The sequence below is a fragment of the Stenotrophomonas sp. GD03794 genome, from assembly GCF_029842145.1.
In the GTDB taxonomy this organism is placed as follows: domain Bacteria; phylum Pseudomonadota; class Gammaproteobacteria; order Xanthomonadales; family Xanthomonadaceae; genus Stenotrophomonas; species Stenotrophomonas riyadhensis.
In genome coordinates, this window is sequence record NZ_JAOCFV010000012.1 from 47,835 (window position 1) to 60,617 (window position 12,783).

Annotated in this window: 10 protein-coding genes and 1 pseudogene; 8 read left to right on the forward strand and 3 right to left on the reverse strand. The window is 67.2% G+C overall.

Annotated features, from left to right (window positions below; all coding sequences use genetic code 11):
• The first annotated feature begins 2 nt into the window (after positions 1-2).
• The 6 genes and pseudogenes from lpxA to N5D91_RS08945 all read left to right on the forward strand — a co-directional run bounded on the left by lpxA (position 3) and on the right by N5D91_RS08945 (position 8,522).
• On the forward strand, positions 3-794 hold the full coding sequence (gene lpxA, locus N5D91_RS08920) for an acyl-ACP--UDP-N-acetylglucosamine O-acyltransferase (RefSeq protein WP_110711704.1): 792 nt from the start codon (positions 3-5) through the stop codon (positions 792-794).
• Between the two features lie 92 nt (positions 795-886).
• Positions 887-2,050: pseudogene (lpxB, locus tag N5D91_RS08925) on the forward strand (lipid-A-disaccharide synthase); the annotation flags it as partial.
• On the forward strand, positions 2,047-2,715 hold the full coding sequence (locus N5D91_RS08930) for a ribonuclease HII (RefSeq protein WP_049461544.1): 669 nt from the start codon (positions 2,047-2,049) through the stop codon (positions 2,713-2,715). The pseudogene lpxB and the gene N5D91_RS08930, both read left to right, overlap by 4 nt.
• Positions 2,716-2,933: 218 nt before the next feature.
• Positions 2,934-6,524, forward strand: a complete 3,591-nt coding sequence (gene dnaE / locus N5D91_RS08935) for a DNA polymerase III subunit alpha (RefSeq protein ID WP_110711702.1) — start codon at positions 2,934-2,936, stop codon at positions 6,522-6,524.
• A gap of 55 nt (positions 6,525-6,579) precedes the next feature.
• Positions 6,580-7,449 (forward strand): hypothetical protein, encoded by an 870-nt coding sequence (locus N5D91_RS08940; protein ID WP_180854216.1) that lies wholly within the window; start codon positions 6,580-6,582, stop codon positions 7,447-7,449.
• Positions 7,450-7,562: 113 nt separating this feature from the next.
• Positions 7,563-8,522 (forward strand): acetyl-CoA carboxylase carboxyltransferase subunit alpha, encoded by a 960-nt coding sequence (locus N5D91_RS08945; RefSeq protein ID WP_110711700.1) that lies wholly within the window; start codon positions 7,563-7,565, stop codon positions 8,520-8,522.
• 139 nt (positions 8,523-8,661) lie between these two features.
• Here N5D91_RS08945 and N5D91_RS08950 read toward each other — a convergent pair whose 3' ends face one another.
• Complete coding sequence (locus N5D91_RS08950) at positions 8,662-9,117, reverse strand: CopD family protein (protein WP_110711699.1); 456 nt, start codon at positions 9,115-9,117, stop codon at positions 8,662-8,664.
• A gap of 153 nt (positions 9,118-9,270) precedes the next feature.
• On the opposite strand from N5D91_RS08950, the gene N5D91_RS08955 reads away from it, so the two are divergent.
• Both N5D91_RS08955 and phaZ read left to right on the forward strand, forming a co-directional pair.
• On the forward strand, positions 9,271-9,861 hold the full coding sequence (locus tag N5D91_RS08955) for a class I SAM-dependent methyltransferase (protein ID WP_032128334.1): 591 nt from the start codon (positions 9,271-9,273) through the stop codon (positions 9,859-9,861).
• 93 nt (positions 9,862-9,954) lie between these two features.
• The gene (phaZ, locus tag N5D91_RS08960) at positions 9,955-11,262 is read left to right on the forward strand and encodes a polyhydroxyalkanoate depolymerase (protein ID WP_180854215.1); all 1,308 of its coding nucleotides are present in this window, start codon (positions 9,955-9,957) and stop codon (positions 11,260-11,262) included.
• A 168-nt stretch (positions 11,263-11,430) separates the two neighbouring features.
• Here phaZ and N5D91_RS08965 read toward each other — a convergent pair whose 3' ends face one another.
• Positions 11,431-12,420, reverse strand: a complete 990-nt coding sequence (locus N5D91_RS08965; RefSeq protein WP_180854214.1) for a sensor domain-containing protein — start codon at positions 12,418-12,420, stop codon at positions 11,431-11,433.
• Complete coding sequence (locus N5D91_RS08970) at positions 12,417-12,782, reverse strand: PadR family transcriptional regulator (protein ID WP_032128337.1); 366 nt, start codon at positions 12,780-12,782, stop codon at positions 12,417-12,419. Before N5D91_RS08970 ends, N5D91_RS08965 begins: the two co-directional genes overlap by 4 nt.
• Between the last annotated feature and the right edge of the window lies 1 nt (position 12,783).

A 12,783-nucleotide genomic window follows, 5' to 3' on the forward strand; every position in this document is an offset into this window, starting at 1 on the left:
GAATGACTGACAACACACCGCGGATCCACCCGACCGCCGTCATCGATCCGGCCGCGCGCCTGGCCGATGACGTCCAGGTGGGCGCCTTCACCCTGATCGGGGCCGATGTGGAAATCGGCGCCGGCACAGTGGTCGGCCCCCATTGCAGCATCCACGGCCCGACCAGGATCGGCCGTGACAACCGCTTCATCGGCCACGCCGCGATCGGTGGCGAGCCGCAGGACAAGAAGTTTGCCGGCGAGCGCACCGAACTGGTGATCGGCGACCGCAACGTGTTCCGCGAGTTCGTCACCCTGAACCGTGGCACCGGCGGCGGCGGCGGCATCACCACGATCGGCAACGACAACTGGATGCTGGCCTACACGCACGTGGCGCACGACTGCCATGTCGGCAACTTCTGCGTGTTCTCCAACAACACCACCCTGGCCGGCCACGTCACCGTGGGCGACTACGTGATCATCAGCGGCTTCGCCGGTGCCCACCAGTTCTGCCGCATCGGTGCCCACGCATTCCTCGGCATGGGCGCGCTGACCAACGGCGACGTTCCGCCGTTCACCATGGTCGGCACCGATTCGCTGGGCCGCCCGCGCGGCATCAACAGCGAAGGCCTGAAGCGTCGTGGTTTCGACGCCGAGCGCATCTCCGCCATCAAGCGCGCCTACCGCACCCTGTACGTGGCGGGCCTGCCGCTGGCCGAAGCCAAGGTGCAGCTGACCGAACAGGCACGCGACAGCGATGACGTGAAGGCCATGCTGGACTTCATCGAGCACGCCGAGAGGCCCCTGCTGCGATGAGCAGCACGACCGGCCAGGCGCCGGCCGGCGCCGCCGTGATTCCGCTGGCCTCGATGGCCGGCAGCGTCCCCGCGCAGCGGGTGCTCAGCGAGCGCCCGTTGCGGATCGCACTGGTGGCCGGTGAGGCCTCCGGTGATCTGCTGGGTGCGGGCCTGGTGCGCGAGCTGAAGGCACGCTTTCCGAATGCCGAATTCGCCGGCATCGGTGGCGATGCCATGCGCAGCGCCGGCTGCCTGACCTGGCACGATGCCAGCGAGCTGGCGGTGATGGGCCTGACCGAAGTACTGCGCCACCTGCCACGCCTGCTGAAACTGCGTTCCGCGTTTCGCCAGCGTGCACTGGAATGGCAGCCGGACGTGTTCATCGGCATCGACGCGCCCGACTTCAACCTGGGCATCGAACGCTGGCTGAAGCAGCGCGGCGTGCGCACCGTGCATTACGTGAGCCCCTCGGTCTGGGCCTGGCGCGAGAAGCGCGCCGAGAAGATCGGCAGCAGCGCTGACCTGGTGCTGTGCCTGTTCCCGATGGAACCCCCGATCTATGCCAAGCACGGCATCGACGCACGCTTCGTTGGCCATCCGATGGCCGATGACATCCCCCTGCAGGGCAACCGCGAGGAAGCGCGCGCAGCGCTTGGCCTGCCGACGTCGGCCAAGGTGCTGGCGGTGCTGCCAGGCAGCCGCCTGGGTGAAATCTCGCGCCTCGGTGAACCGTTCTTCGAGGCCGCCTGGCAGGTCTCCGAGCGCATCCCCGGCCTGCACGTGGTAGTGCCTGCCGCCAACCCCGCCTGCAAGCGCCTGATCGAAGAGCAGCTGTCACGCTCGGCGTTGCCGGTCGCGTACTCGCATGTGCTGGACGGCCAGGCGCGCAACGCGATGATCGCTGCCGACGTGGTGGTGCTGGCCTCCGGCACCGCAACCCTGGAAGCCATGCTGGTGAAGCGGCCGATGGTGGTTGGTTACCGCGTCAACGAACTGACCTACCGCCTGGTCAAGGCGCTGGGCCTGATCAAGGTCGACCGCTTTGCCCTGCCCAACATCCTGGCCGGCCAGGACCTGGCGCCGGAGCTGATGCAGCACGACTGCACCCCGGACAAGCTGGCCGCCGCCATCCAGCAATGGTTCGACCATCCGCAACGGGTGACCGACCTGCAGGATACCTACGCGCGCCTGCATGAGCGCCTGCGCCGCAATGCGTCGGCACGTGCCGCCGACGCCGTCGGCGAGCTGCTGATGCGCGACCAGGCCCAGGCATGAGCCGCCGCCACGCCGCAGCGGCCAGCCTGACCCTGTTCGATGGCGCGGCGGTGGTCGAACCGGAGCGCCTGGTCGCCGGCGTCGACGAAGCCGGTCGTGGCCCGCTGGCCGGGCCGGTCGCGGTGGCGGCCGTGGTGTTCGACCCGGCACGGCCGCGGATCAACGGCCTGGACGATTCCAAGCAGCTGACCGCGGCGCGCCGCGAGCAGCTGCATGACCGCATCATCGAGCGGGCCCTGGCCTGGCATGTGGTGCTGGTGGACGTGGACACCATCGACCGTCTGAACATCTACCAGGCCACCCTGCAGGGCATGCGCGACGTGGTCGCAGCGGTCGCCCACGTGGCCGGCTTCGCGCGCATCGATGGCAACGTGGTGCCCAAGGGGCTGGTACTGCCGGCGCAGGCGCTGGTCGGCGGCGATGGCATCGACCGCGCGATCATGGCCGCCTCGATCCTGGCCAAGGTCTCGCGCGACCGCTACATGCAGGAGGTGCATGCCCGCCACCCGCAGTACGGCTTCGAGCAGCACAAGGGCTATGGCACCCCGGCCCACCTGGCCGCCCTGCGCGAGCACGGCCCCTGCGTGGAGCACCGGCGCAGCTTCGCCCCGGTGCGCGAGTGCCTGGAAACAGCGCCAGCCCCCGCGATCACAGCCATCGCTTGAACAACGGCTGCCGGGTATCGTCCGGCGCTTTCACGGCAATGTGAACGCCTCCGCTGGCGCCGGGCCATGCCCGGCGACATTCGCGCAATCGGCGCACCGTCAAGTCCTTGTCGCTTCCCCCTGCCCTCGCTACCCTGACCGGGCACTCCAGCGCATCCCGACCCCGGCGACGATCTTCCGTCAGCACCCGGGGCCCGCGCGCTCCAACCTGGTCCGGCATGTCCAACTCCCGCTTCGTACATCTCCACGTCCACACCGAGTTCTCGCTGGCGGACTCGACCATCCGCGTGCCGGCCAAGCCCGACCAGGCGGACCCGAAGAAGGCCAAGCAGGCCAACCTGCTGTCGCGCTCGGTCGAACTCGGCATGCCCGCGCTGGCGGTAACCGACCTCAACAACCTGTTCGCCCTGGTCAAGTTCTACAAGGCCGCCGAAGGCGTGGGCATCAAGCCGATCGCCGGCGCCGATGTGCTGATCGCCGAGGAAGGCCAGGACCCGTGGCGGATGACCCTGCTGTGCCGCGATCGCGAGGGCTACCTGAGCCTGTCGCGGTTGCTGACCCGCGCCTGGATGGAAGGTCATCGCCCGGAAGGCGGCGTGGCCGTGCACCCGGACTGGCTGAAGGCCGGCAATGCCAACCTGTTCGCGCTGGCCGGCCGGCAGAGCCTGGCCGGGCGCCTGGCGCTGGACGGAAAGCATGAGCTGGCTGAGCAGCAGCTGGCCGACTGGCAGCGCGTGTTCGGCGATGGCCTGCACCTGGAGCTGACCCGCACCGGCCGCGAGGGCGAGGAAACCTTCAACCAGTTCGCGCTGATGGCCGCCGGCCAGCGCGGGTTGCCGGTGGTGGCCAGCAATGACGTGCGCTTCCTGTCGCCATCGGATTTCAGCGCGCACGAAGCGCGCGTGTGCATTTCCACCGGCCGCGTGCTGGACGACCCCAAGCGCCCACGCGAATACAGCGACCAGCAGTACCTGAAGTCGGCCGAGGAGATGTGCGCGCTGTTCGCCGACATTCCCGATGCGATCGACAACACGCTGGCGCTGGCCGAGCGCTGCAACATCGAGATGCGGCTGGGCACCTACTTCCTGCCCAACTACCCGGTGCCGGACGACGAGACCCTGGACACCTGGATCCAGAAGATGTCGCGCGACGGCCTGGAAGAGCGCCTGGAGAAGAATCCGCTGGCGCCGGGCAAGACCCGCGAAGAGTACTTCGAGCGCCTGGAATTCGAGCTCAACACCATCATCAAGATGGGCTTCCCGGGCTACTTCCTGATCGTGGCCGACTTCATCCAGTGGGGCAAGAACCAGGGCATTCCGATCGGTCCCGGCCGTGGTTCGGGTGCCGGTTCGCTGGTGGCGTGGGCGCTGAAGATCACCGATCTGGACCCGCTGCCGTACAACCTGCTGTTCGAGCGCTTCCTGAACCCGGAACGCGTGTCGATGCCCGACTTCGACATCGACTTCTGCATGGACCGCCGCGATGAAGTGATCGACTACGTCGCACGCAAGTACGGGCGCGAGCGCGTCAGCCAGATCATCACCTACGGCACCATGGCCGCCAAGGCGGTGGTGCGCGACTCCGGCCGCGTGCTCGGTTTCCCGTACGGCCTGGTCGACGGCGTCTCCAAGCTGATCCCCAACATCCTCGGCATCCACCTGAAGGATGCGCTGGGCAAGGGCAAGGAAGGCCCGAGCTCGGAAATGGCCTCGGCCGAACTGATCCAGCGCTACGAGACCGAGGACGATGTCCGCGACCTGATCGATCTGGCGCTGCAGCTGGAAGACCTGACCCGCAACGCCGGCAAGCACGCCGGTGGCGTGGTGATCGGTCCCGAGCCGCTGAGCGAGTTCTGCCCGCTGTACGCCGAACACGACGAGAACGGACTCGGCAAGAACCCGGTCACCCAGTTCGACAAGAACGACGTGGAAGAAGTGGGCCTGGTGAAGTTCGACTTCCTTGGCCTGCGCACGCTGACCATCATCGACTGGGCGGTGAAGGCGATCAACAAGCGCCATGAGCGCGCCGGCATCCCGCCGGTGGACATCGCCGCGATCCCGCTGGACGACACGCCCACCTACAAGGACATCTTCGCCAACGGCAATACCGGCGCGGTGTTCCAGTTCGAATCCTCGGGCATGCGCCGCCTGCTGAAGGACGCGCGCCCCGACCGTTTCGAAGACCTGATCGCGCTGGTGTCGCTGTACCGACCCGGCCCGATGGACCTGATTCCCTCCTTCAACGCGCGTAAGCACGGCCAGGAAGAAATCATCTATCCCGATCCGCGCACCGAAGCGATCCTGAAGGACACCTACGGCATCATGGTGTACCAGGAGCAGGTGATGCAGATGGCGCAGATCGTCGGCGGCTACTCGCTGGGCGGCGCTGACCTGCTGCGCCGCGCGATGGGCAAGAAGGTGCCGGCGGAAATGGCCAAGCACCGCGAGATCTTCCGCGAAGGTGCGGCCAAGGATGGTGTGGACGAAGCCAAGGCCGATGCGATCTTCGACCTGATGGAGAAGTTCGCCGGTTACGGCTTCAACAAGTCCCACGCCGCTGCATATGCACTGGTCAGCTACCAGACCGCGTGGCTGAAGCGCCACTACCCCGCCGAGTTCATGGCGGCCACGCTGTCTTCCGACCTCGACAACACCGACAAGGTGGTCGGCTTCCTCGACGAGGTGCGCAATCTCGGCCTGACCGTGCTGCCGCCGAAGGTGAACCAATCGGCCTTCATGTTCGAGGCGGTGACGCCGGACACCATCCAGTACGGTCTGGGCGCAATCAAGGGCGTCGGCCAGGGTGCCTGCGAAGCGGTGGTCGACGAACGCCTGAAGGGCGGCGAGTACAAGGACCTGCTCGACTTCTGTACCCGCGTCGGTTCGGCCAAGCTCAACCGGCGCACGCTGGAAGCGATGATCAACTGCGGCGCACTGGACGAACTCGGCCATAACCGCGCCTCGCTGATGCTGCAGCTGCCGGAGGTGATCAAGGCCACCGACCAGATGGCGCGCGAACGTGCGTCGGGCCAGAACTCGCTGTTCGGCGGCCCCGACCCGAGCGCGACCACGATCCAGCTGGACCTGCCTGAAGCTGAGGAATGGCCGCTGCTCCAGCGCCTGAACGGCGAGCGCGACACGCTGGGCTTCTACCTCAGCGGCCATCCGTTCGACCCGTGGCGCGACGATGTGCGCGACCTGGTCGGCAACGACCTGGGCTCGGTGGAGAAGATCTGGAGCGCCAACAGTGGCGGCGGTGGTGGCGGTGAGAAGCGCTGGCGCCCGGAAGTGCAGACCGTGCTGGCCGGCCAGGTGGTCGGCGTGCGCCGCAAGGGCGAGAGCCAGATCTTCATCCAGCTCGAGGATGGCCGCGGCCGCGTCGAGTGCAGCGCATTCTCCGACGCGATGGCCGAGTTCGGCCACCTGATGACCAAGGACCGCATCCTGGTGGTCAAGGGCGGCCTGCGCGAGGACGAATTCAACGGCGGCTTCGCGCTGCGCATCCGCCAGTGCTGGGACTTCGACGAAGTCTGCGCCAACTACGCCACGCGCCTGTCGCTGCGCCTGGACCTGCGCCAGCAGCGCCCGGTCTGGGAGCGCATCGATGCGCTGCTCGACCGCCATCGCCCGGGGCGAACGCCACTGCGCCTGGACCTGCTGCTGAAGGGACCGCACGGCGGTGTCGCCGGCATGCTCGATGTCTCCGGGCAGAGCGCGGTACGCATCGACTCCAAGCTGATGGAGGCGCTGCGCGCCGACCCGGCCGTGCGCACCCTGAAGGTGCGCTACAGCCCGCCGTGGGCCAGTTGAGTCGGGCGCCCTCGTGTTCCTGTTTCCCCGTTCCAAGTATCAAGGACGATTGCCGATGAAGACCCTGCTGTTCCCGTTCGCTGCCGCACTGGTCCTGGCCGCCTGCTCCCCGTCGAAGATCGAGTTCCAGATCGACAACCCGACCGACACGCCGCTGGCGTTGAGCATCGACGGGCAGGACCTGCCGGTGGCCGCGCAGGGCTCGCGCCCGGTCTCGCTGGCCATCGGCGAGCACCGCCTGCACACCGACAAGCTCGGCGACGTGCGCTTCATCGTCTACGTCGACGGTCGTGGCGGCCTGATCAATCCGACCCTCAGCGAGTACGTGATCGCCCGCGAGGTCTATGTCACCGACGAGAGCAAGCTGAAGAACTTCGGCGTCGGCAACAAGGGCATCGAACTTGGCGGGGTCGACTTCGAAGGTCCGTTCGAGAAGCGCCACGAACTGTTCATCGACAAGACCTGGACCTACGGCGTGCGCGAACCGTTCCCGAAGGAAAAGGTGGTCGCCCACGTCGATTCCAGCGGCGGGCAGATCGTGGCCAAGGTATTCACCGCGCCGGATTTCATCGCCTACGTGGAAGAAGGCATGGGTGAACCCGGCGCGTTCAAGCGCGAGCAGCCCGCCGGCTACGTGGCGCCGGCATTCAGCCTGGAACCGGCCCCGGCCAGCCTGCCGGCGCTGGTGCCGGCCTTCGAGGCGCATGCCGCGCCGCTGCGCGAGGTCTATGCGCGCTGGCTGAAGGCCACCACCGCCGAAGAACAGAAGGCCCTGCGCAAGCAGGACTTCGGCGCGCAGATGGCCTTCACCTCGGCCACTGCCACCCTCGGCGGCAACCTGGGCCGGGAGGCCAACGAGGCCTACAACGACTTCGTCTCCCAGCGCAGCCAGCTGATGGGCCGCAGCGCCCTGGTGGTGCCCTGAGCTGACTGGCGCCCCCTGCCCGGCTGCGCTACCGTCGCCTTCCAGACGAAGGCGTACGGGTGGTTTGCACGCATTCGGCTAGAATTCCCCTCTTCTTTACACGACGGCTTCCGATGAATCCGAACTACCTCGACTTCGAGCAACCCATCGCCGACCTGGAAGCCAAGATCCAGGAACTGCGCAACGCCAGTGCCGGGCCGGCGGTCAATGTCGAGGCGGAAGTGCACGCGCTGCAGGACAAGCTGCGCATGCGCACCGCGCAGATCTTCCGCAACCTGACCTCGTGGCAGGTGCTGCAGCTGGCCCGTCATCCGTCGCGCCCGTACACCGCCGACTACATCCGCATCATCTGCGATGAGTTCCAGGAGCTGGCAGGCGACCGCGCCTTCGCCGACGACAAGGCCATCATGGGTGGCCTGGCCCGCATCAACGGCCGCGCGGTGATGGTGATCGGCCACCAGAAGGGCCGTGACACCAAGGAAAAGATCAAGCGCAACTTCGGCATGCCCAAGCCGGAGGGCTACCGCAAGGCCCTGCGCCTGATGAAGATGGCCGAGCGCTTCGGCCTGCCGGTGCTGACCCTGATCGACACCGCCGGCGCCTGGCCGGGCATCGATGCCGAATCGCGTGGCCAGTCCGAAGCGATCGCACGCAACCTGATCGAGATGGCCGAACTGAAGGTGCCGATCATCTGCACCGTGATCGGTGAAGGCGGCTCCGGCGGCGCGCTGGCGCTGGGCGTGGGCGACCGCACCGTGATGCTGGAGTACTCGGTGTACTCGACCATCACCCCGGAAGGCTGCGCCTCGATCCTGTGGAAGGACGCCGGCAAGGCCAAGGATGCCGCCGAGCAGCTGGGCCTGACCGCCCCGCGCCTGAAGAGTCTGGGCCTGGTCGACAAGGTCGTGCGCGAGCCGACCGGTGGCGCCCACCGCAACCCGACGCAGATGGCCAAGCGCCTGAAGGCCGTGCTGCTGAACGAACTGGATGCGCTGGAAAAGCTGTCCACCGAGCAGCTGCTGGAGCAGCGCTACACCCGCCTGCGCAGCTACGGCACGTACGAAGCGGCCTAAGCCCGGTAGTGCCGGCCGCTGGCCGGCAACACGCAGGTGATTGCAGAAACGAAAGAGCCGGGCAGATGCCCGGCTCTTTCGTTTGCGCCCTGGCGGCATCCACGCATGGCGTGGATCTACCGGGTACAGATGACCCCACTCAGAACGGCTTGGCCAGCACCAGCCACACGATCGGAATGAACGCCAGCAGCGGGATCTCGTTGATCCAGCGCAACGCGCGCGACGACGGCAGCGCCCTGCCCTTGGACGCACCCTTCAGCAACCGCCCGATCCAGATGAAATACGCCAGCAGCACCACCACCAGCCCCAGTTTGGCATGCAGCCAACCGGCGCCGCCGGGCGCGACCATGGTCGGGAAATCCGGAATGACCTTGTAGCCCAGCCACAGCACCAGACCCAGCAGGAACGCCAGGCCGAACATCGAGTGGCCGAAGCGGTACAGGCGCAGGCCCATCAGCTGCAGGCGCTCGGTCACCGCCGGCTGGCCTGCAGTCTCGGCCAGATTCACCAGGATGCGCGGCAGGTAGAACACCGTGGCCATCCACGCCACCACGAACACGATGTGGAAGGTCTTGACCCAGTAGTAGCTCTGCATGCGCTCGCTCCGGCGGCTGGCGTAGGTTGGCCGTCATTCTCGCATGACGTGAACGGGCCACCCCACGCGCCAGCGCCGCGACACATCGACGCATGGCGCGCCGCAACACCGTACGATAGGCACCGCTTTCCCGATCCTGACCGCACGCCGCCCATGGACAAGACCTACGACGCCGCCTATTTCCAACGCTGGTACCGCCGTGCCGACATCGGCGGCAGCGCCCGCCTGGCGCGCAAGGTCGCGTTGGCCGTGGCCAGCGCCGAGTACTACCTGGAGCGGCCGATCCGCAGCGTGCTGGATATCGGCTGCGGCGAAGGCGCCTGGCGTGCGCCGCTGCTGAAGCTGCGTCCGAAGGTCGAATACCTCGGCTTCGACAGCAGCGAGTACGCTGTGCGCCGCTACGGCCGCACCCGCAACCTGCACCTGGCCCGCTTCGGTGATTTCGCCTGGCTGCGGCCCTGCGCCCCGGTCGACCTGCTGATCTGCTCGGACGTGATGCACTACGTGCCCGACCGTGAGCTGCGTGCCGGACTGGCCGGCGTGGCGGAGCTGACCGGCGGCGTGGCCTTCCTGGAGACCTTCGCCGCCGAGGACGCGTTCGAGGGCGACCACGAGGGTTTCCAGGCCCGCCCGGCGCGCTGGTACCGGCGGACGCTGGCCCGGCACGGTCTGCAGCCGGTAGGGTCGCATTGCTGGCTCGGTCCCGCCCTGGCAGGCGATGCGGCCGCGCTGGAACGGATGTGAATCCGGATTCATTATTTTCAGCCAACTTAACCTGCGGGACACCCGGATGGGATATGCTGCGCGGCAACATATGACCATACATATTCGGTCGTCATGCTCTATCAACTGCACGAACTGACCCGCAACCTGCTCGCCCCCTGGGTGCACCAGGCCCAGGCCAACGCCAGGTTCTTCGCCAACCAGGGCCACTGGTGGTCGCAGATGCCCGGTGCTGATCGCCTGGCGGCGGTCAATGAACTCTTCCACCGCATCGGCAAGGATTACGAGAAGCCCGAGTGGGGCATCAACGAAATCGACGTCGAGGGCGAGCGCGTGCCGATCGTCGTGCACGAGGAAGTGAGCAAGCCGTTCTGCAAGCTGCTGCGTTTCAAGCGCCACAGCAATGAAGCCGACCAGCTGCACACCATGCTCAACCAGCCGTTCGTGCTGGTGGTGGCGCCGCTGTCCGGCCACCATGCCACGCTGCTGCGCGACACCGTGCGCACGCTGCTGCGCGACCACCGCGTGTATGTGACCGACTGGGTCGACGCGCGCATGGTGCCGGCCAGCGAAGGCGAGTTCGGCCTGGACGACTACATCGCCTACATCCAGGAGTTCATCCGCCACCTCGGCGTGGAGCGCCTGCACGTGGTGAGTGTGTGCCAGCCGACCGTACCGGTGCTGGCTGCGGTTTCGCTGATGGCCAGCCGTGGCGAGCCGACGCCGCGCACGCTGGTGATGATGGGTGGCCCGATCGATGCACGCTGCAGCCCGACCGCAGTGAACAACCTGGCCACGCAGAACCCGCTGTCGTGGTTCGAGAACAACGTCATCCACACCGTGCCGGCCAGCTATCCCGGCGCCGGCCGCCGCGTGTACCCGGGCTTCCTGCAGCACGCCGGGTTCCTGTCGATGAACCCGAGCCGCCACTTCAGCTCGCACTGGGATTTCTACACCGACCTGGTCAAGGGCGACCTGGAAGACGCCGACGCACACCGTCGTTTCTACGACGAGTACAACGCGGTGCTGGACATGCCCGCCAAGTACTACCTGGATACGATTTCCGTGGTGTTCCAGGACTTCCTGCTGCCGCGTGGCGAGTGGGTGGTCAACGGCGAGAAGGTCGATCCGTCGGCGATCCGCGATACCGCGCTGCTGAGCATCGAAGGCGAGCTGGACGACATCGCCGGCCTCGGCCAGACCGAAGCGGCGCAGGCGCTGTGCACCGGCATCGACGCTGACCGCCGCGAGCATTTCATCGTCGAAGGTGCCGGCCACTACGGCATCTTCAGCGGCCGTCGCTGGCGCGAGGTGGTGTACCCGAAAGTGCGCGATTTCTTCGCCGCGCATGCCGAAGCACCTGCGGCGAAGGCTACGAAGAAGAAGAGCAACGTCACTCCGTTGCGCCGCAAGGCGGGGTAAACCGCCCAGGGTGGGTACCGACCTTGGTCGGTGCGCCCTGGTAGATGCCAACCTTGGTTGGCGCTCCCGGGGTCGGATCCCTTTCCAGCGGAAAGGGCTCTGACCCCAGCACGATCAGATCCGGGGTCAGAGTCCTGTTCTGCGAACAGGGATCCGACCCCTGACCGCTTACAGCCGCACCAGCAGGTTCTTGGCGATCAGCCCATGCAGCTTGCCGATCCCGCGTGCCAGATGCAGGGTCAGCACCAGCAGCAACGCGCCCACGGCCGCCACCGCGATCGCCACCAGCGGCGAGGCCGCCATCGGCAGCACGTTCACGTCGTTGACGTACACGCCGGGGATGTCGCCACTGAAGATCGCCGCGACCGGCGCCCAGATCAGGCTCAGCGACAGCGACAGCAGCGTCACCGCGATGGTGAAGTAGATGACGCCCAGCGGCAGCATCAGCACGAAGTACAGCAGGGTCAGCCAGGTGCGGCCGTCGGTGAACATGTCCCCGATGCGCTGCAGCCAGGTGCGGCTGCGGTCGGTGTAGCGCGGACGACGCGGCATGCGCTCGCCCAGCAGCGCTTCCACCAGGCGCCCTTCCAGCAACGCCAGCCCGCGCACCGAACCGAAGAACAGCACCGTCAACGGGATGCCGATGATCAGGATCATCAAACCCAGCGACAGCGACAGCCCGGTGACCACCCAGGTGAAGAAGAAGATGCCGGTGGCCAGCGACAGCAGCATGTAGAACAGCGCACCGTAGGTATGCGGATCCGTCACCACGCCGAAGAAGCGCGCCAGCAGCGAACGCGGCACCGGTACCGGCGGGGGTGCGGCCGGCTCGACGCCACTGGCTTCCGCCGCCGCACGCAGCACCGGTGCGGTATCCGCACGCGGTGTACGCAGCGCGCGATTCACCGTCACTTCGGTCTCGCGGTAGATTTCGGCTACCTCGTCCGGCGCACCGTAGCTGCCGGCAACGTCGGCGATCACCTCGGCCTCGCTGCGGCCGGGCTGCGCGGCCAGTTCCGAGCGCAGGTATTCCTCGGCGTCGTACAGGGCGTCCTGCACCATCGCCGGGTCGGCGCCTTCCAGCGCCGCGCGCAGCTGCGCCAGGTACTGCGGGATGGTCGTGGGCAGGGCTCGGCCTGCCAGGCTCGGGTCGTTCATTGCGGTACCCCCTCCAACACGGAATCGACGGAATCGCGTGTGGCCTGCCAGGCCTGGCGCCATTGCGCCAGCACCTCGCGGCCACGTTCATTGATGCGGTAGTAGCGCCGCGGCGGCCCGCTGCTGGACGGCTCCACGTGGCTTTCCAGCAGGCCGGCGCCCTCCAGGTTGCGCAGCACCGGGTACAGCGCGCTCTGCTTGCCGCTCAGCACGCCCTCGCCCACCCGCTCCAGCTCCTTGGCAATGAGGTAGCCGTACAGCGGCTCCCCGGCCCGGGCCAGCACCGCCAGCAGGGCCAGCGACACCGTTCCGGCGCTGAGCTCCTTCTGGAACTTCTTCAGCTGGACATCGTCCTCGGACATG

What these genes read in the sequence shown, in the direction of transcription:
- N5D91_RS08965 (WP_180854214.1), bottom strand. Translation starts at nt 12,420, where the DNA reads ATGAACGACCCGAGCCTGGCAGGCCGAGCCCTGCCCACGACCATCCCG.
- N5D91_RS08940 (WP_180854216.1), top strand. Translation starts at nt 6,580, where the DNA reads ATGAAGACCCTGCTGTTCCCGTTCGCTGCCGCACTGGTCCTGGCCGCC.
- N5D91_RS08945 (WP_110711700.1), top strand. Translation starts at nt 7,563, where the DNA reads ATGAATCCGAACTACCTCGACTTCGAGCAACCCATCGCCGACCTGGAA.
- N5D91_RS08930 (WP_049461544.1), top strand. Translation starts at nt 2,047, where the DNA reads ATGAGCCGCCGCCACGCCGCAGCGGCCAGCCTGACCCTGTTCGATGGC.
- lpxA (WP_110711704.1), top strand. Translation starts at nt 3, where the DNA reads ATGACTGACAACACACCGCGGATCCACCCGACCGCCGTCATCGATCCG.
- dnaE (WP_110711702.1), top strand. Translation starts at nt 2,934, where the DNA reads ATGTCCAACTCCCGCTTCGTACATCTCCACGTCCACACCGAGTTCTCG.
- N5D91_RS08950 (WP_110711699.1), bottom strand. Translation starts at nt 9,117, where the DNA reads ATGCAGAGCTACTACTGGGTCAAGACCTTCCACATCGTGTTCGTGGTG.
- N5D91_RS08955 (WP_032128334.1), top strand. Translation starts at nt 9,271, where the DNA reads ATGGACAAGACCTACGACGCCGCCTATTTCCAACGCTGGTACCGCCGT.
- N5D91_RS08970 (WP_032128337.1), bottom strand. Translation starts at nt 12,782, where the DNA reads ATGTCCGAGGACGATGTCCAGCTGAAGAAGTTCCAGAAGGAGCTCAGC.
- phaZ (WP_180854215.1), top strand. Translation starts at nt 9,955, where the DNA reads ATGCTCTATCAACTGCACGAACTGACCCGCAACCTGCTCGCCCCCTGG.